This window comes from Bradyrhizobium sp. BRP19, assembly GCF_020194195.1.
Classification (GTDB): domain Bacteria; phylum Pseudomonadota; class Alphaproteobacteria; order Rhizobiales; family Xanthobacteraceae; genus Bradyrhizobium; species Bradyrhizobium yuanmingense.
The window spans coordinates 468566-487382 of the sequence record NZ_JADYVZ010000005.1; the positions used below are offsets into that span (position 1 = coordinate 468566).

An 18817-nucleotide genomic window follows, 5' to 3' on the forward strand; every position below is an offset into this window, starting at 1 on the left:
TGACGATGACAATGGAACAGGATCGCTGGTCACGCGTGAAGGGTCGGCTGCGCTCGAGCGTTGGCGAGGACGTCTACACAAGCTGGTTTGCGCGCATGGATCTGGAAGGCGTGCAGGACGAGAGCGTGCGGCTCTCGGTGCCGACGCGGTTCCTGAAGAGCTGGATTCAGGCCCATTATGCCGAGCGCGTGCTGTCGTGCTGGCAGGCCGAGATGCCGGAAGTGCATCGCATCGACCTCACGGTGCGGTCCGCCGTGCGCCCCTCGGCGCAGCCGAAGGAAGCGCCCGCGCCGGTCGAGGCGCGCCGCGCGCCGATGCCGGAATTGCGCTCGACCGCGACCGCGCCGGTCTCGGCCAATCACGACGCGCTCGGCGGCTCGCCGCTCGATCCGCGCCTGACCTTCGCGAGCTTCGTCGTCGGCCGCTCCAACACGCTGGCCCATGCGGCCGCGCGCCAGGTCGCCGAAGGGCGTCGTGGCGACCCCGTGATGTTCAACCCGCTCTACATCCATGCCGGCGTCGGCCTCGGCAAGACGCATCTCTTGCAGGCCGTGACCTGGGCCGGCAATTCCGGCAACGAGCGCAAGGTGCTGTATCTCACGGCCGAAAAATTCATGTATGGCTTCGTCGCCGCGCTGAAGACGCAGACGGCGCTGGCCTTCAAGGAAGCGCTGCGCGGCATCGACGTGCTTGTCATCGACGACCTCCAGTTCCTGCAGGGCAAGTCGACGCAGGCCGAGTTCTGCCACACGCTGAACGCGCTGATCGACGCCGGCCGCCAGGTCGTGATCGCGGCCGACCGTCCGCCATCGGATCTGGAAAGCCTCGACGATCGCGTCCGCTCGCGGCTCGCCGGCGGGCTCGTGGTCGAGATGGGATCGCTCGGCGAGGAGCTGCGCCACGGCATCCTGAAGTCGCGCGTCGCGGCGGCCCGCGCCCATCACGCCACGTTCGAGGTGCCCGAGGAGGTGCTGCATTATCTGGCGCGCACCATCACCCATAACGGCCGCGACCTCGAAGGCGCGATCAACCGGCTGCTGGCGCATTCCAAGCTCAACAACCGGCCGGTGACGCTGGAGATGGCCGAGCACGAGGTGCGCGACCTGGTGCGGCCGCAGGAGCCCAAGCGGATCAAGATCGAGGACATCCAGCGCGTGGTGGCACGGCAGTATAATGTCAGCCGCTCCGACCTCTTGTCCTCGCGCCGCACCGCCAACGTGGTGCGCCCGCGCCAGGTGGCGATGTATCTCGCCAAGACGCTGACGCTGCGCTCGCTGCCCGAGATCGGCCGCCGCTTCGGCGGGCGCGACCACACCACCGTGCTGCACGCGGTGCGCAAGATCGAGGCGCTGGTCTCCAAGGACACCGCGCTGTCGGAGGAAGTGGAATCGCTGAAGCGCCAGCTTCAGGAATAAAGGCCTAGGGCTCCCGCCCTGCTCCCGCCGCCCCGGCTTGCCTGGGCGGCGTCTTCGTTTTGAGGCGGTAAATCGTGGGGAACTGGCCCCAATGCCTTGAATCTGCGGGCTATCCGCGCCACCTTGCGCGACCCAGACGGCTTTGGTCATATCGGCAGGAATGATCCGGCCGGTCGGGGTCTTCGATGCCGTGGCGCGCGTCCCGCCGCCCGGCCTTCTCAACGCTGTGTTTTCCTAAGGGATCGGGCGAGTAGTGCAATGAAGGTTACGGTCGAACGCGCACAACTGCTGAAGTCGCTGGGCCATGTCCACCGCGTGGTCGAGCGCCGCAACACGATCCCGATTCTCGGCAACGTGCTGGTGCGCGCCGAGAACGCGAAATTGTCGCTGAAGGCGACCGACCTCGACCTCGAAGTGACCGAGACGCTGCCGGCGGAAACCGCGACCGCGGGCTCCACCACCGTGCCGGCGCACATGTTCTACGACATCGTGCGCAAGCTGCCGGACGGCTCGCAGATCGTGCTGGAGGCCGACGGCGACCGCGCCGTGCTCGCCATCCGCGCCGGCCGCTCGCGCTTCACGCTGCAGACGCTGCCGGAGAACGATTTCCCGGATCTGGCCGCCGGCGACATGTCGCATTCGTTCTCGCTCGCCGCCAAGGACGTCAAGCGGCTGATCGACCGCACCCAGTTCGCGATCTCGACCGAGGAGACGCGCTATTACCTCAACGGCATCTATCTGCATGCCGCCGGCACGCCAAAGGCCGCCACCCTGCGCGGTGTCGCCACCGACGGTCACCGCCTCGCCCAGCTCGACCTGGTGCAGCCCAAGGGCGCCGAGGGCATGCCCGGCGTGATCGTGCCGCGCAAGACGGTCGGCGAGGTGCAGCGCCTGATCGAGGACACCGAGGCCGAGATGACGATCGAGCTGTCGCAGGCCAAGATCCGCTTCACCATCGGCAACGTCGTGCTGACCTCGAAGCTGATCGACGGCACCTTCCCCGATTACGGCCGCGTCATTCCGCAGAACAACGACAAGGAGCTTGTCGTCGACAAGAAGGATTTCGAGAACGCGGTCGACCGCGTCTCGACGATTTCGAGCGAGCGCGGCCGCGCGGTCAAATTGTCGCTGTCGGCGGGCAAGCTGGTGCTGTCGGTGACCAATCCGGATTCCGGCAGCGCGACCGAAGAGCTCGAGGTCGAATACGCCTCCGACGCGCTCGATATCGGCTTCAACTCCCGCTATCTGCTCGACATCGCCGCCCAGATCGAAGGCGACGTCGCAACGCTCCGCCTCGCCGACCCCGGCTCGCCGACCTTGGTGCAGGACCGCGACGACAAGAGCGCGCTGTACGTGCTGATGCCGATGCGGGTGTGAGACCTACCGGCATCCACACCTGTCACTACATCGTCATGGCCGGCGTAGCCGTCCGAAAGGACGGCGTCGCTTTGCTCCGCCTATGTCCCGGCCATCCACGTCTTCGGAGCCAAGAACGTGGATGCCCGGCACAAGGCCGGGCATGACGGAAAACGGATCTCATGACCCCCTCCCGCATTTATCGGCTGACGCTGACGCATTTTCGCAATTACCGGGCGGCGGGGCTCGAGACGGCGGCTGATCTGGTGGCGCTGGTCGGGCCGAACGGGGCGGGCAAGACCAATTGCATCGAGGCGATCTCGTTCCTGTCGCCGGGCCGCGGCCTGCGCCGGGCGACGCTGGAGGATGTCGCCGACAACCAGGGCGACGGCTCCTGGGCGGTGTCGGCGCAGGTCGAGGGCGCGCTGGGGCTGGCGACGCTCGGCACCGGCATCGATGCGCCGCGCGCGGATACCACGGTCAGCCGGCGCTGCCGCATCGACCGCGAGCCGGTGGGCTCGGCCAGCGCCTTCGGCGATCATATCCGCATGGTGTGGCTGACGCCGGCCATGGACGGGCTGTTCATGGGCGCAGCGTCCGAACGGCGGCGCTTCTTCGACCGTCTCGTGCTCGCCATCGACAGCGAGCATTCCAGCCGCATCAACGCGCTCGAGCGCTCGTTGCGCTCGCGTAACCGCCTGCTGGAGACGCGCAATTACGACGACCATTGGTGCGACGCGATCGAGCGCGAGACGGCCGAACTCGCCGTCGCGGTGGCGGCCACGCGCGGCCAGACCGCGGCAAGGCTCACCGGCATGCTCAACGCGCGCGCACAGGCATTCGCATTTCCGTCCGCTCAGATCGCGCTCGACGGCTGGATGGAGAATGCGCTGCTCGAGGAGACCGCGACCTCGGTCGAGGACCGCTACCGCCAGATCCTGCGCGACAACCGCCCGCGCGATGCGATCGCCGGCCGCACCACCGACGGCCCGCATCTCACCGACCTCCAGGTGATCTACGCGCCCAAGAGCATGCCGGCGCGCGATGCCTCTACCGGCGAGCAGAAGGCGCTGCTGATCGGCCTCGTGCTGGCGCATGCGAGCTTGGTCGCCGAGATGACCGGCATCGTGCCGCTGCTGCTGCTCGACGAGGTGGTTGCGCATCTCGATCCGAACCGCCGGGCGGCGCTGTTCGATGAGCTGAAGAAGCTCGGCGCGCAGGTGTGGCTGACCGGTGCGGATCCTGCCGCCTTCGCCGAGATCGGCGCGGGGGGCGAAGTGTTTGACGTCGAGAGCGGACGAGTCTCGGCCCGCAGCTAGGCCGCCGCATTGAACCCGCCTGTTCCAGATCGCGACTAGCTGCTTGAGGCCGCAAGAAGCGGCCATCGCGCAGCACTCGGACATGCGCGACATCCTTGGAGCATGAGCATGACGGCGGTGAGGCATGGGGCGCAAGCCCCGGCACGATGGCAGTTGTTTGCGTGCGGCTTCGCCCTGTTTGCGATGTGCATGCTCGCGGCCAGCGCCGGTGCCTCGCTGCCGCATCTGTTTCCGACGCCGCTCACGCTGGATTCCGATGCCAAGCTGCCCGCACCGACCCGCTATACTTACAGGGGGATCCACACCACGCTGATGCAGGGCGTCGACGCGCCGCTCCGCGTCAGGCTGGAGGCCACCGTGCCCGCGGGGATCAGCGACGTGCTCGCCTTCTACCGGACCGAGCTTCGCAAGCTCGGCTGGCAAGAGCAGCATGATGGCGCCGTGATCAACGCCGATCACGTCCGGCTCGCCTTCGTCTCGCCGCTGGGGCCGGCCGCGCTGAAGCTCGACCGCAAGGATTCCGGCACCTCGGTTCATCTGGTGCAGAAGAACGCGGACATGGCGACGAAGGCGAACGTGCTGCCCGAGCCCGGCCAGGCGAAGCTGGTGTTCAGCAATATCGGCGACAAGGAAGCGGTCCTCACCATCAACGGGCGGACCATCCCGCGCCCGGCCGGCGCGAACGCCGTCGCGCTGGACCTCGCGCCGGGCGAATATTCGTACAGGCTGGGCGTCCCGGGCCAACCCGCCACCACGAACATCCTCACCGTCGCCGCCGGCGACACCTGGGAGCTCACGGTCGGGCGCGACGGTGACGCCTGGCCGCCGTTGCAGCTGTACTGAGCCTGTTGAACCTCTCCGGTTCCCGGCGCGACTTCTCGTCTGAGGCCGCGCCGACGGCGCCGCAGCCCGCCAATGCGCAAGGGCAAGACGACCCGCGCGACATCCAGGAGTTTTTTGACGATGCCGATGACCCGGCGCGGGGCGCAAGTCCCGGCAAGATGGCTGCTGCTTGCCTGCGGCATTCTCGCGATAGTGATCCCCTCGCGTCCCGCCGGCGCGGCAGACGATGGCATCGTCGACGTCCATACGCTGCCGCGGCTCGACGGTGCGGTGGAGGACACTTCGCGTCCCGACACCTATCGCGTGATCTACACCGTGCCGACCCCGCTTGCCGCCACGTCGGACGCGACCAGGAAGCTGCTGAGCGCCGACGGCTGGGTGCCCTATGTGTATCCCCTGGATGAGAGAAGCGCAGCGTTGACCTTCAAGAAGGGACGGCAGGGGCTGCGCGTTTCCTTCACACAGGCGCGCGGGCGACCCGACCAGTCCGCCGTGTTCTACACGCCGAACCGGATCTATGCGAACGTGCCCTTTCCGGAAGGTGCGATCGATCTCGTGTTCGACGAGACCCGGCCCTATCTCAGCTGCATTGCGCCCGGCGCGCTCGATGCGACCGCAGCATTCTTTACCAAGGACATGGCGGCGATGGGATGGCGCAAGCTGAACCCCGATACGGCATCGCGCTGGCCGAACGCCGATCTTGCCGGAGCCGTTCCGAACGGCGTTCGCGTCTTCTACGACCACCCCGATCGCGACGCGACGCACATCTACCAGAAGCCGGTGATGCTGACCCTGACGCGCCGCGACGATGGCCGCACCAATGTCGAGATCAGGGTGGCGCCGTTCGCACTGCCGGAGGTGCTCGAGGCCGACGACGACATGGCCGGCCTGCCACGGCCGAAGCCAACCAAATCTGCGCGGGGCCTCGGCAGCGCCAACTCGAACAAGCGCGAGATCTCGGCCGCCGCGATCGCCGAGCTGCCCGCCGTGCTCGCCTTCTACCAGCGCGAGCTCACCGCGCGCGGCTGGCAGGAGGACGGCCGCGCGCCGCTCGCGCCCGGCGACGAGGTGGCGATCAAGATTTCCAACACTGATGAAACCGGTGTGCTGCGGCTCGGCCGCAAATATGATTTCACCATGGTCAGCCTGACCGCGCAGGTGAAGGAATCCGCGCTCGCCGCTCGCGCCAAGGCGAAGAAGGAGGCCGACGCGAGGTTCCTGAGCGATGCCTTGGGTACGGCTCAGCAGCTCATTGCGGCCGATGATATCAGGCGCAAGACGCAGGCCGCCTCCCTGTCGGACGCCCCGCTCACCGCGCTCGCTGACGGCAAGACGCCGGTGCCGCTGCCCGAAAACGCCGAAGCCGTGACGTTCGAAGGCGGCGACGGCCACCTGGAATTCTCCTCGGAGTCGAGCGTGAAGGCGCTCAGCAGCTTCTATCGGACGGCGCTGAAGAGCTCGGGCTGGAAGGAGCAGCCCTCCGTCATCAACCAGCCGAACATGGCGGTGATGGCGTTCTCGAAGGGCGGCAAGTCGATCTCGATGACGGTGATGCAGATGGGCCCGAAGGTGAATGTCCGCGCCGACGGATCGGGCCTGGTGACGGAAGCGGCCAAGGCTGCGGCCGGCGCGGAGGTGGAGGTTCAGGCCAAATCCGCCGAGCCGCTCAAGCCCGATCCTGAGTCCCCGCTGCCGGTACCGACGCAGCGTTCGTCGAAATCGCTCGCGACCACCAAGATACCCGGAGGCGAAGCGCCGCTCCGCCGCGAGCTCGAGGCCCGCATCCCCGCTTCGCTCGACGAGGTCCTCGCCTTCTACCGGGCCGAGCTTGCAAAGCTGGGCTGGCAGGAGAAGACCGACGGCGCAGCCGTGTCCGCGGAACGCGCGCAGATCGACTTCACCTCGCCGCAAGGTCCCGCCGTGCTCAAGCTCGGCCGCGCCAAGGGCGAGACCACGGTCAGCCTGGCGCAGAAGAATGCCGATGCCGCGGCCAAGGCCGAGATCATGCCGAAGGCGGGACAAGCGCGGCTCATGCTCGGAAACATGGCAGCGAACGAGGTCGCGCTGACGATCAACAAGCAGACGGTGAAGATCGCAGCCGGCGCCGGCGGCCCGCAATCACCGAAAGGCCCGATGCTCGACCTACCGCCCGGCAAATACGTGTACGCGTTGCGCCTGCCCGGCCGCCCTGCGCGTAGCGAGTCCCTGACCGTTGCCGCCGGCGAGGCCTGGGGCCTTCTGGTGGGCCCGAGCGGCGACGTGCTGCCGCTGCAGATGTATTGAGGCTGCACGCTTTCAGATTCGCGGTATCGTCATGGCCGGGCTTGTCCCGGCCATCCACGTCTTCCGCGACGCCAAGAACGTGGATGCCAGGACAAGGCCGGGCATGACGGCGATCGATGAATCAGTTTCAGGTGCCCCAAAACCACTCTTCCTGGCCCCGCAAAATCCACGGCTTTTCGAGGCAAAAAACTGCCCTCGAATCGGGCTTTTTGCGGCGCCCAGAATCGGCCCTCCGGCGCCTTGAAAACCGGCCGAAAAACCCTATCTGCTCAAAGGGTTGCCGGAGGATACTTTGCGCTAGGCGCAAGCGGTCTTTCATGGCACAAATAGCCCCGCAAATCAGCGCCTTTTGCGCCGCTGATTCGGGCGACATCTCGAAGGCCTCTCATGACAGAACCTGCTCGGCAGCACGCTGCCGAAAACGAGCCCTCCAACGCGAGCGATTACGGCGCGGAATCGATCCGCGTGCTCAAGGGACTCGATGCCGTCCGCAAGCGCCCGGGCATGTATATCGGCGATACCGACGACGGCTCGGGCCTGCACCACATGGTCTACGAAGTCGTCGATAACGCCATCGACGAGGCGCTCGCCGGCCATGCCTCGCGCGTCGAGGTGATCCTCAACGCGGATAATTCCGTCACCGTGCGCGACGACGGCCGCGGCATTCCCGTCGACATCCACAAGGGCGAAGGCATCTCGGCGGCCGAGGTCATCATGACCCAGCTGCACGCCGGCGGTAAGTTCGACCAGAACTCCTACAAAGTTTCCGGCGGCCTGCACGGCGTCGGCGTCTCCGTCGTCAACGCGCTGTCGAGCAAGCTCGGCTTGCGCATCTGGCGTGACAACAAGGAGCACTATATCGAGTTCGCTCACGGCGATGCCGTCGCACCGCTGAAGGTGGTCGGCGAGGCGCCGGGCCGGCGCGGCACCGAGGTGACGTTCCTGGCCTCGACCGAGACCTTCAAGAACATCGAATACGACTTCGCCACGCTCGAGCATCGCTTACGCGAGCTCGCCTTCCTCAATTCCGGCGTCAACATCGTGCTCTCCGACATGCGCCACGCGGTCGAGAAGCGCGAGGAGATGTTCTATTCCGGCGGCGTCGAGGAGTTCGTCAAATATCTCGACCGCAACAAGAAGGCCCTGGTGCCGGCGCCGATCATGGTGCGCTCGGAAGCCAACGGCATCGGCGTCGAGGCCGCTTTGTGGTGGAACGACAGCTACCACGAGAACGTGCTGTGCTTCACCAACAACATCCCGCAACGCGACGGGGGCACCCATCTCGCCGGCTTCCGCGGCGCGCTGACGCGCCAAGTCAACGGCTATGCCGAGGCCAATGCCAAGAAGGAAAAGATCGCGCTGACCGGCGACGATTGCCGCGAAGGGCTCACCGCCGTTCTCTCGGTGAAGGTGCCCGATCCGAAGTTTTCGTCGCAAACCAAGGACAAGCTGGTGTCCTCGGAAGTGCGCCCCGTGGTCGAGAACGTCCTTAACGAGGCGCTTGCCGCCTGGTTCGAGGAGCACCCGAGCGAAGCCAAGATGATCGTCGGCAAGGTGATCCAGGCCGCGGCGGCCCGTGAAGCTGCGCGAAAAGCGCGCGAGCTGACGCGCAAGAGCCCGCTCTCGGTCTCCTCGCTGCCGGGCAAGCTCGCCGACTGCCAGGAAAAGGATCCAGCCAAGTCCGAGCTCTTCATCGTCGAGGGCGACTCGGCAGGCGGCAGCGCCAAGCAGGGCCGCAACCGCGAGTTCCAGGCCGTCTTGCCGCTCCGCGGCAAGATCCTGAACGTCGAGCGCGTGCGTCCCGACAAGATGCTGTCGTCAGAGCAGATCGGCACGCTGATCACCGCGCTCGGCACCGGCATCAGCGACGAGTTCTCGGTCGAGAAGCTGCGCTATCACAAGATCATCGTGATGACGGACGCCGACGTCGACGGCGCCCACATCCGCACGCTGCTGCTGACGTTCTTCTACCGGCAGATGCGCGACATCATCGATGGCGGCTATCTCTATATCGCCCAGCCGCCGCTCTATAAGGTCTCACGCGGCAAGTCCGAGCAGTACCTGAAGGACGAGCGGGCGCTGGAAGACTATCTCATCGACGCCGGCCTCGATGATTGCGTGTACATCCCCGGCACCGGCGGCGACCGCTCCGGGCGCGATCTGCGCGCGCTGGTCGATGACGCCCGCGTAGTCCGCAGCGTCCTGCGCAACCTGCACAGCCGCTATAATCGCAAGGTGGTCGAGCAGGCCGCCATCACCGGCGTGCTGAACAAGGAGATCTACGGCGATCCCGAGAAGGCGGCGGCCGCCGCGCAATACATCGCGAGCCGGCTGGACAACCAGGCCGAGGAGGTCGAGCGCGGCTGGGTCGGACAATTCATCGAGGGCCAGGGCTTCCTATTCGAGCGCACCGTGCGCGGCGTCAAGGAAGCCGCCGTCATCGACGATGCGCTGCTTGGCTCGGCCGAGGCGCGCAAGCTCGACGAATACACGACCAAGCTCCAGGACGTTTACGCCCGCTCCGGCAAGCTACGGCGCAAGGATTCAGAGCACGTGGTCCACGGCCCGGTCGATCTGTTCGAGGCCGTGACCGATTCGGGTCGCAAGGGCATCAGCCTGCAGCGCTATAAAGGCCTCGGCGAGATGAACCCGGAGCAGCTCTGGGAGACGACGCTCGACACCGAGGCACGCTCGCTGCTCCAGGTGAAGGTCAAGGAGGTCGACGAGGCCGACGACATCTTCACCAAGCTGATGGGCGACGTCGTCGAGCCGCGCCGCGATTTCATTCAGGAACATTCGCTGAGCGCGACGATCGATATTTGAGGGCTCGCTGCTTCCGCGGCGTCATGGCCGGGCTTGTCCCGGCCATCCACGTCTTGCCCCGCGGAACAAAGAACGTGGATGCCCGGGACAAGCCTGGACAAGCCCTGGCATGACGGCAGCACCAATCCGGCCCTGAACCTCCCCACCCGCCATCGCGACGAAACGGCATGACCCCGCAAGGCCAATTCCGGCCGGGAAATGTCGCGCCATGACCGCCTCTGCAACGACCGGCTCCGCCGCGCCCTCACGCCGTCTCGGCATCATCGGCAGCATTGTCGGCGTGCTGGCGCTGATGGTGGCCGTGCTGCCGCATTGGGTCGTGCCGATCGTGTTTCCGCCGCCGCCGGCGGACAAGGTGATCGTCGACACCGGACATCGCATCAAGGACCGCATCGTCGCCAAGGTGAAGGGCGTGGAGTTCAAGGCTCCGGACCTCGAGAAGTCGGCTGGAAGAAGCTGGCGTGATATCGCATCGGTCACGGCGATCTCGCTCGGCCTGCTCGCCATCCTGCTGTCGGTGCTCTCGCTGATCTTTCGGGAGGAACGGCTCCTTGCCGCTGTCGCCGCCGCACTCGGCACCGGCGCCATCGCCATCGAAATCTCCTTCTTCCTGATGGGCGTCCTGATCCTGATCGCGTTCCTCTATGTGGTCGGGAGTATCATCGGGTTGTTCTGAGGGCGGGTCCTGCCACAAGCGACGGACGGACGTGTGCGGGTCCCAGCCGGCACAATTGCTCCCGCGCTCAAATCTCTGTAGTTTCCGCCCGAAACAGGCCCTCCCACTCAACAGGACAGCGAGAACCCCGTGGCGCCCATCCAATACATCGTCGAGGGCGGTCACCGGCTCTCGGGCTCGATCGAGCCGTCCGGCAATAAGAATTCGGCGTTGCCGATCATCGCCGCCGCGCTGCTGACCGAGCATCCGGTCGTGCTGGAGAACGTGCCGCGGATCCGCGACACCGAGACGCTGGTCGAGCTGGTCCGCTCGGTCGGCGCGTCGGCCGAATGGTCCGCGCGCAACACGCTTCACATCCACGCCAAGAGCATCCGCGCCGCCGACCTCGACCCCGAACTGTGCGTGCGCATTCGCGCCTCGATCCTGCTCGCCGGGCCGCTGCTCGCCCGCTGCGGCGAGGTGATGCTGCCGCCGCCGGGCGGCGACGTCATCGGCCGACGGCGACTGGACACGCATGTGCTCGCGCTGGAGCAGCTCGGCGCCAAGGTCACCGCGACCGATCGGCTCGAATTCCGCGCGCCAAAGCTCGCGGGCGCGGACGTGTTCCTGGACGAGCCGAGCGTCACCGCCACCGAGAACGCGCTGGTCGCGGCGGTCGCCGCCGACGGCATCACCTATTTGCGCAACGCGGCCTCCGAGCCGCATGTGCAGGACCTCGCCAATTTCCTGGTCGCGCTCGGCGCCAGGATCGAAGGCATCGGCACCAACACCATGATCATCCATGGTCAAGCGACGCTCGGCGGGACGACGTACCGGATCCAGCCCGACCACATCGAGGTCGGCTCGCTGATCGGGCTTGCCGCCGTGACGCGCTCGCCCTTGCGCATCGCGCGCGCGGGCGTCGAGCATCTGCGCTCGATCCGCATGGGCTTCGAGCGGCTCGGCATCGTCTGCCGCATCGAGGGCGATGATCTTATCGTGCCCTCCAACCAGACATTGAAGATCCAGGACGATTTCGGCGGCCATGTGCCGAAGCTGGAGGACCAGCCTTGGCCGGCCTTCCCGGCCGACCTGATGTCGATCGCCATTGTCACCGCCACGCAATGCGAGGGCGTGATCCTGATGTTCGAGAAGATGTTCGAATCCAGGATGTTCTTCGTCGACAAGCTGATCGCGATGGGCGCGCGCATCGTGCTGTGCGATCCGCACCGCGCCATCATCGCCGGCCCCAGCCGCCTGCACGGCGCCACAATGACCTCGCCCGACATCCGCGCCGGCATGGCGATGCTGCTCGCGGCCGTCTGCGCCGAGGGCACCTCGACCATCAACAACGCCGACCAGATCGAGCGCGGCTATGAGCGCATCGAGGAGCGGCTGAACGCGCTTGGTGCGAAGATCAAGCGCGTGCCGGAGCGGGGCTAACCTGTTCTATTTTGGCGGATTCGCGTCGAAGGCCTGTTTGCAGGCCGCGGACAAGCTCGCGTAATTGTCGCCGAGGCATTTGCGGATGCGGCCGCTCCCGGGCATGGTGCCGGCGCAGAACCGTGAATAGTCTGCCTTGCAGGCCTGCTTTGCCTCACTCCGCGCATCACCTGCGGAGGCTTGCGAAAGAAACAACACGAGAAGTGCGATCAGACTCGCGGCCGCAAGACCCGCACGCACGTAGACGGCCGTCCGATGCGAGAACCTCACCACTGGTCCGCTTGCCGTCCTGTCAAATCGTTGCACCATATCATCTCCACCAATTCGCAGACATCGATGTAGGTGATACGTCTGGACGGGCCGAATCCCTCGTTCACTTTGCGCGACTCAGCGAAAATAGCCGCCGACGAGCTGTCGGCGTCCTTTCGCTGAAATTCGTTCCAGCATCTCGACGAAGGTCGAGACGACGAGGTCGCCAATCTTCACGCGCTTGTCGCGGGCATCCTTCACGGCTGCTTCCAGCTCGGCCTTGTCGAGATTCGTCTGCGCCGCCGTTTTCATCGCCTTCATCAGCGCGAGCCGGTACTCGGCCTGGAGCGGGGCCAGCTCCGCCTCCTTGCCGCGATAGATGCTCCACAGGATCTCCGCGTCTTCCGCCGGAAGTCTTTCGGCGACACGCTCGATCATGCGTAGCGGCACGGCTGCGCCCGGTCGAAAGCCGCCGGGTAGCAGCCATTGCGCCGAGACATAGGTAAACAGGGCGACGTTGACGCACAGCGACAGCAGCATGAGCGCCCGCCAGGGAGTGGACCATTCTCGCCGGAACTTCATTGCACCGATCCATAGCCGATTGCGTAGATGTCGAAGACGCCGCTCATGACGGACAGGGGGTCCGACGGCGCGTGGGCGTAGGGCAGCGCCCCCGCCAGCCACACACCCACCATCACAGAGCAGGCGAGACTTGCGGCGGGAACGAGCGCCGGCCAGCGCAACAGGCGACGATGCCATGCCGGCCTATGCTGCTGCGGGATGGCGGCGAGCCTTTGCAGGACCAGAAAGCTCGAACGATCCACCCTCGCCGTCTCGATCTCCGGGGCGACGGCAAGGAGCCGGTCGAGGCGCGACTGCTGGTCCAGGACCGCAGCGCCTTCCGCGGTCGCCGCAATCCGCCGCGCGGCCTCGCGCGTCGGTGCGGGCCAGCGCTCGATCTCACCTCCCCATGTCTCGGCCAATTGTCTGAACTGTTCGGGCGTCATACGTGGCTCCCCGTCTGCTGTATTTTCTGAACATTTGCCTTGAGCGCCGTGCGGGCGCGGCCCAGCAGCGATTCGAACGCCTTGGCGCTGACGTCCATCGCCTTGGCGGCCTCCTCGCCGCTCAATCCCTCCATGTGGAAGAGGGCGATCGCGCCGCGCTGCCGGTCCGACAGGCCGGCCATCGCGCGATTGAGAAGACTGAGCTCCTCATCCGCGATCAGCCGCTCGACGGCGTGCGGTCCCATGTCGGGTACGTCGCCGGCGTCTTCGAGCGGCAGGAACGTTCGCCGCCGCGTGCGATCGAAGGTCAGGTTGAGGACGATGCGGTAGAGCCAGGTCGTAAACTTCGCAACCTGCGGATCGAACGAGGCTGCGTGCGTCCAAACCCGCATGAACGCCTCCTGGCCGATGTCGTCGGCCTCGGCCGGGTCGCGCACGATCCGCTCCGCGACCCGCAGCGCCCGAGGCATATGGCGCCGCATGAGGACGCGAAACGCATGCTGCCGCTGCGCCGAAACCTCCGCCATCAAGGCCTCGTCCGATGGCTCTTCCATCACATCGATCTGTTGCTCTGGCCTGCGGACATCGTAGCCGAGAATTGCGAACCGATCCTACCAGACGATAGCCGCCTCCAACCGAGCATCAAAAGCGCCAATAGACTCCGGCTCGCACCGTGTGCGTGTCGAGCCGGGACTCGCGCGCGCCGAAGGTCGTCGCGCCGACCGTCTGGGCGGCCAGCGTCTTCGAGCCGTAATTGTCATAGAGATATTCGAGCCGGACCGAGGCCTGCGGTGCGAAGCGGAATTCCCCGCCCGCTCCGATCGACCAGCCGATCCGTGTATCGCTCCAGCTCGCAACGGCCCCGATCCCATTGTCGAACGCCTTGCTCTCGACGCCCGCGACGGCAAGGCCACCGGCGGCGAACAGCAGCGTGCGGTCGAAAGCATAGCCGATCCGTCCACGGAGATGGCTGTTCCAATTGACCGCGGATTGAAGCTGCGTGACCGCGGGTGTCGGCGCAAAGCCGGTATCGATCGTCGCGCGCGCATCGACGAAGTTCACGTCGCCCTCGAGCCCGGCGACGATCCGGCCCCATTGCGCCGAGAAGCCCGCCGTTGCACCGACGATCGCGCCCTTCGGATCGACAAAGTGGAATTCACCCGTCGCCGGCAGCGAGATATCGGAACGGCCGGAAACATAGCCGGCCTGAATCCCGACATAGGGCCCCGCCCAGCTCAGCAAGGCTGCCGACGCCGACTGCGGGGGCGGCGCTGCGGGCAGCCTCAGGTCGGCCGCTGCAGCGGCGTCGGCACTCAGGATGGCGGAACCGATGAACAGTGCGGCGAACGTCAGTCTAAATCTCGTTATCATACTCAATTCCCAATGTGAGACCGGCCCAGATTCGCCGCACATGACGAATACGGCGCAACCCGACCTTTCCTTCGCCTGAGCCCCGCCTTTTTTTCAGCGGCACCCGCCCTCACATTTCTTTGCCGTTACTTCGCCGATCGAGGCTGCTATGTCCCCGGCATGACCGAGCTTTTGGATACCAAACGGCGGTACCGGGCACGCCTGGACGCACGGCAGAGCCACCTTGCCGAAGAATTCGTCGAGACGCTGCGCCTCGCCGTGCCGCTGATGCTGACGCAACTCGGGCAGATCGCGATGATCACGACCGATCTTGCGATGATCGGGCGGCTCGGCGAGGAGGCGGTGGCCGCGGCGGCGCTGGCACATACGGTCTATTTCGTCAGCTTCACCTTCGGGCTCGGATTGACCTCCGCAGTGTCGCCGCTGGCGGCGCAGGCGTACGGCGCCGGCGACGTCAGGCGCATTCGGCGCTCCTTGCGCGTCGGTCTGTGGGCCGCGCTGCTGATTTCGCTGCCGATGATGGCCTCGCCGCTCTATGGCGAGCAGATTTTGCTCACGCTCGGTCAAATGCCGCACTCGGCCGCGCTGGCACAGCACTACCTGAATGGCCTGGCCTGGGGCATCGCACCGGCGCTCGGATTCATCGCGCTGCGCAGCATGATGAGCGCAGTGAACCGGCCGCAGGCGCCGCTATGGATCACGCTGGCGGCGATCCCGGTCAATGCCGCGCTGGTCTATGCCCTGATCCACGGGCTGTTCGGCCTGCCCGAGCTCGGCCTGTTCGGCGCGGGGCTTGCGACCACGCTGGTCAATCTCGGCACCTTCCTCGCCGCGCTCGCGATCGCCGGGCTACGCAAGCCGTTCGCGGACTATCATCCGCTCGCCCGCCTCTGGCGGATCGACTGGCCCTTGATGCGCCAGCTGATCTCGATCGGCGCGCCGATCTCGTTCTCCCTGCTGCTGGAATATGGCCTGTTCTCCTCGGCCGCCCTGCTGATGGGCTTGATCTCGACCACCGCGATTGCCGCGCACCAGATCGCGCTCCAGGTCACCGCCGTGCTGTTCATGGTGCCGCTCGGCATCGGCATGGCGGCGACCGTGCGGGTCGGTCATGCCTTCGGCCGCAATGATCCGGCGGCGGTGAAGCGCGCAGGGCTCGTCGCAGCCGTGCTCGGCCTCGCGCTGGTCTCCGCGCTGACGATCGCCATCGTGATCGGTCGCTATCAGCTCGGCCGGCTGTTCTTCGGCGCCGGCAGCGAAAGTGCGGTCACCGTCGAGCTGACGGCAACGCTGCTGCTGGTCGGGGCCAGCTTCTTCATCGCCGACGGCCTGCAGACCATCATGGGCGGCGCGCTGCGCGGCATCAACGACACCAAGATGACCCTGCTGTTCGCCGCGATCGGCTATTGGGGCGTCTCTTTTCCCATCGGCTGGTTGCTGGCGTTCCACACAGGGCTGGGCGCGATCGGCGTCTGGATCGGATTCTCGATCGGCACGTTCGTCTATGCCGGGCTCCTGATCTTGCGCTTCCGGATGCTGACGCGCAAAATGGCGGGATGATCGGGACGGTCCGCGAAGTCGCGCCTGAAGTCGATGCCGATGCGCTGCTCGCCGGCGCGCAGTTCATCGACGCGTTTTGCGTGGACATCGGCGCCGCGGCGGTGAATGCCCGCGAAGCCTGCACCAGGATGGTGCTGCACGGGCCGCGCTGGATCGACGCACTGCTGCGCCTGCGCAACATTCTGGTGAGGCCGTTCGGGCTGAAGACATCGGGCGAAGGCGCCCCGCCGCCGGGCGGCATGATCGGCCTGTTTCCGGTGCTGAGCGAGACGCCGGAGCAGCTGGTCGCGGGCTTCGATGATTCGCACCTCGATTTCCGCATCGTGGTCGACGTTTCAGGCAATGCCGCGCGCCGGCAGGTGACCTCGACCACGCTGGTGCGCACGCACAACCTGCTCGGCCGGACCTATCTTGCGCTGATCATGCCCTTCCACAAGCTCGTGGTCCGCAACATGATGGGACGCATCGTGGAGACGGCCCGATGAACTGTGCGGGCCGACATTGAACGAACACGCCCTGTTCAGCCCACCGGCCCTGCAGTCCAATTGTCGCCAGCGAGCGGACTGACTTTCACGTCAGGAATGACACCGAGGTCCATGCTCGGATCGAAATGGCGCATCGTTCGCTCATTGAGGTCGATGATGCGGCCAGGTCTTAGTGGTCCCACGTCGTTTATCTTGACGATGACCTTCTTGCCCACGGCCTCGACGAGAGCATATTTCGGCCTCGCGCCGAATCCGACCCCACCGAATTTCCGGCGCAGGCTCGTCTTGATGGCAGCCGTCCAGGCGGAGGGATCATAACGTTCGCCGGAAGCCGTCTGCGGACCGCCCTCCTCCTTGCCGGGCTTGAACGGATTATAGGTGGACGCCGCGCCAATAATCGCATCGCCTGAGGCGGCATCGACGACGGCACTTGAGTGATCCCCACGCGTTTCACTTCGAGCAACGGCAACAGAGAAGGCAAGCGTAACCAGGGCGCCGCAAACTGCGGCGCTCGAGCGGAAGAGCATCATGAGTCCTGTGATTTTTTAGATTGTCCGGTTCCAGAACCGCAAACGTGGTCAAGCGAACGCAGCAGCGCTCATGAACTTGCCGAACGTTTTGCGGATTCGAGCCAACCCCTGGCTACGGAACCGTTGTGAGAACCGGAGTGGTCTCACGTCGTGTTTAGCTTGCCGCCGATTAAAACAGAGAATGCGTCAGCAACATGACCCGATGGAACCTTGTGCGTGGAGCGGCTTAGAGCCGCAGACCGCCGATCACCGCCGCGCTTCGCACACGCGCATTACTGTCGAAAGCCGACGTTGACGACGACGCGCCCGAACTCACTCCGCAACGCGTGCGGTTTTATCTGTCGAGGCCTCCGACCATTCGCCGACGACGCGGTCGAGGTCGCCGAGATTCTGGTGCATCTGCTCCAGGGAGAAGCCGAGCGCGAAGAAGCGCTCGGCTGTGTCGCTCGCGTGGCCGCGGATCAGGCCATCCTGACGGACGGACGCGACGGCCTCGGCGTAGTGCTGGAGCGCGACATGGACGGGATGGATCGGCGGCGCGCCGGCGCCCTCGCGCAAGGCGCCAGCGGCCGAGCGGAGGAAGCGGGCGATCACGGTCGACACTTCCGACAGGGGCGCTGCCAGCCGCAATTGCACTTCCACCGGCAGCGGCACCACCGTGGCGCGGCCGATCATCACGACGTCATGGCGCAGCCGCAGGATCGTTCGCAGCAACGGGCCGGTGTCCGGGCCACTCGACAGCCGCGCCGCGCGCTCACGCTCGGCTTCGGAGCCGATCGCATTCAGATTGACCATCGCGGTGCCGATGCCGTCCTGGATCCGGTGCAGCGCGTCGTTGTCGCGGCCGCGCGTGAGGCCTGCCAGCAGCTCGGCGAGGGCATCGGCGATCAGCTCGAGCAGAACCGCCGCGCTGGCGCGGATCTGCCGCACCGCGCGCGAGGGCAGCACCAGGAAGGAGACCAGCAATCCCGTGACGGCGCCGACGCCGACCTCGCTGACCCGATCGATCGCCGAGGTCAGGGGATCGGCATGATGCAGGGTCGGAACCAGGAGCACGATCACGGCGGTGACAGTGGCGGCGCTGAGGCTCGGATTGATCGCGGCGATGAAGGCGAGCGGGGCGACGGAGAGGACCAGCAGGCCGAGCAGGCCCGCCTCGCTGGAATAGGGAATCAGGATGGCGATGGCGCCGCCATAGAGGGCTCCGCCGATGGTGCCGAGCATGTAGTCGCGCGTCGCCTTCAGCGAGCGGCCGACGCTCATCTGGGTCACGATCAGCGAGGTCAGCACCGCCCAGAGCGGCAGCAGCAGATGCAGCGCGGTCGCGATCGCATAGGCCGCTGTCGCGGCGACCGTGACCCGGATCGCCAGCCCCAATTGCGTCCGCCGCGCTCGAATCCGGTCGAACAGCTGCCTTGCGCGCGTCATGCGGAATATCCCGATCCTTTTCGCCTAAGCAAAAGCATGGCTGATCCCCG

16 protein-coding genes are annotated in these 18817 nt (G+C 66.2%); 10 read left to right on the forward strand and 6 right to left on the reverse strand.

The features are described from left to right. Window positions 1–5 precede the first annotated feature (5 nt). From dnaA to murA, 8 genes are all read left to right on the forward strand, one after another. Window positions 6–1415 carry a chromosomal replication initiator protein DnaA gene (gene dnaA, locus I6F36_RS19655; protein ID WP_036024069.1) on the forward strand — a complete coding sequence of 470 codons (1410 nt, stop codon included), beginning with the start codon at window positions 6–8 and terminating at the stop codon, window positions 1413–1415. A gap of 258 nt (window positions 1416–1673) precedes the next feature. Beyond that, window positions 1674–2792: a DNA polymerase III subunit beta gene (gene dnaN / locus I6F36_RS19660; protein ID WP_036002613.1), complete on the forward strand. Its 1119-nt coding sequence runs from the start codon at window positions 1674–1676 to the stop codon at window positions 2790–2792. 161 nt (window positions 2793–2953) lie between these two features. Then, window positions 2954–4090 carry a DNA replication/repair protein RecF gene (gene recF, locus I6F36_RS19665; RefSeq protein WP_225171975.1) on the forward strand — a complete coding sequence of 379 codons (1137 nt, stop codon included), beginning with the start codon at window positions 2954–2956 and terminating at the stop codon, window positions 4088–4090. 108 nt (window positions 4091–4198) lie between these two features. Continuing rightward, window positions 4199–4933 carry a hypothetical protein gene (locus I6F36_RS19670; protein WP_225171976.1) on the forward strand — a complete coding sequence of 245 codons (735 nt, stop codon included), beginning with the start codon at window positions 4199–4201 and terminating at the stop codon, window positions 4931–4933. Between the two features lie 120 nt (window positions 4934–5053). Then, window positions 5054–7216: a hypothetical protein gene (locus I6F36_RS19675; RefSeq protein ID WP_225130199.1), complete on the forward strand. Its 2163-nt coding sequence runs from the start codon at window positions 5054–5056 to the stop codon at window positions 7214–7216. A gap of 387 nt (window positions 7217–7603) precedes the next feature. Then, on the forward strand, window positions 7604–10039 hold the full coding sequence (gene gyrB / locus I6F36_RS19680; RefSeq protein WP_036002622.1) for a DNA topoisomerase (ATP-hydrolyzing) subunit B: 2436 nt from the start codon (window positions 7604–7606) through the stop codon (window positions 10037–10039). A 208-nt stretch (window positions 10040–10247) separates the two neighbouring features. Next, window positions 10248–10715, forward strand: coding sequence for a hypothetical protein (locus I6F36_RS19685; RefSeq protein ID WP_225130201.1), 468 nt, complete (start codon window positions 10248–10250; stop codon window positions 10713–10715). Between the two features lie 129 nt (window positions 10716–10844). Beyond that, window positions 10845–12137 carry a UDP-N-acetylglucosamine 1-carboxyvinyltransferase gene (gene murA / locus I6F36_RS19690; RefSeq protein ID WP_225130203.1) on the forward strand — a complete coding sequence of 431 codons (1293 nt, stop codon included), beginning with the start codon at window positions 10845–10847 and terminating at the stop codon, window positions 12135–12137. Window positions 12138–12524: 387 nt separating this feature from the next. Here the strand turns inward: murA and I6F36_RS19695 are convergent, their stop codons facing one another. The 4 genes from I6F36_RS19695 to I6F36_RS19710 are packed head-to-tail and all read right to left on the reverse strand — an operon-like array spanning window position 12525 to window position 14764. Further along, window positions 12525–12968, reverse strand: a complete 444-nt coding sequence (locus tag I6F36_RS19695) for a periplasmic heavy metal sensor (protein ID WP_225130206.1) — start codon at window positions 12966–12968, stop codon at window positions 12525–12527. Continuing rightward, on the reverse strand, window positions 12965–13393 hold the full coding sequence (locus tag I6F36_RS19700) for a hypothetical protein (RefSeq protein WP_225130207.1): 429 nt from the start codon (window positions 13391–13393) through the stop codon (window positions 12965–12967). Before I6F36_RS19700 ends, I6F36_RS19695 begins: the two co-directional genes overlap by 4 nt. After that, the gene (locus I6F36_RS19705; protein WP_346277103.1) at window positions 13390–13992 is read right to left on the reverse strand and encodes an RNA polymerase sigma factor; all 603 of its coding nucleotides are present in this window, start codon (window positions 13990–13992) and stop codon (window positions 13390–13392) included. The genes I6F36_RS19700 and I6F36_RS19705 overlap by 4 nt, the downstream gene beginning before the upstream one ends. A 43-nt stretch (window positions 13993–14035) precedes the next feature. Beyond that, window positions 14036–14764 (reverse strand): outer membrane protein, encoded by a 729-nt coding sequence (locus tag I6F36_RS19710; protein ID WP_225130212.1) that lies wholly within the window; start codon window positions 14762–14764, stop codon window positions 14036–14038. A gap of 159 nt (window positions 14765–14923) precedes the next feature. On the opposite strand from I6F36_RS19710, the gene I6F36_RS19715 reads away from it, so the two are divergent. After that, window positions 14924–16324, forward strand: coding sequence for an MATE family efflux transporter (locus tag I6F36_RS19715; protein WP_225171977.1), 1401 nt, complete (start codon window positions 14924–14926; stop codon window positions 16322–16324). Beyond that, entirely contained in the window at window positions 16321–16809 is a 489-nt protein-coding gene (locus I6F36_RS19720) for a DUF2867 domain-containing protein (RefSeq protein ID WP_225171978.1), read from the forward strand. Before I6F36_RS19715 ends, I6F36_RS19720 begins: the two co-directional genes overlap by 4 nt. 35 nt (window positions 16810–16844) lie before the next feature. Here I6F36_RS19720 and I6F36_RS19725 read toward each other — a convergent pair whose 3' ends face one another. Together I6F36_RS19725 and I6F36_RS19730 are read right to left on the reverse strand one after the other, a co-directional pair. After that, a complete protein-coding gene (locus I6F36_RS19725; protein WP_192893029.1) occupies window positions 16845–17339 on the reverse strand; it encodes a septal ring lytic transglycosylase RlpA family protein in 495 nt (164 codons plus the stop codon). A 312-nt stretch (window positions 17340–17651) separates the two neighbouring features. After that, window positions 17652–18767 carry an aromatic acid exporter family protein gene (locus I6F36_RS19730; protein WP_036002665.1) on the reverse strand — a complete coding sequence of 372 codons (1116 nt, stop codon included), beginning with the start codon at window positions 18765–18767 and terminating at the stop codon, window positions 17652–17654. Between the last annotated feature and the right edge of the window lie 50 nt (window positions 18768–18817).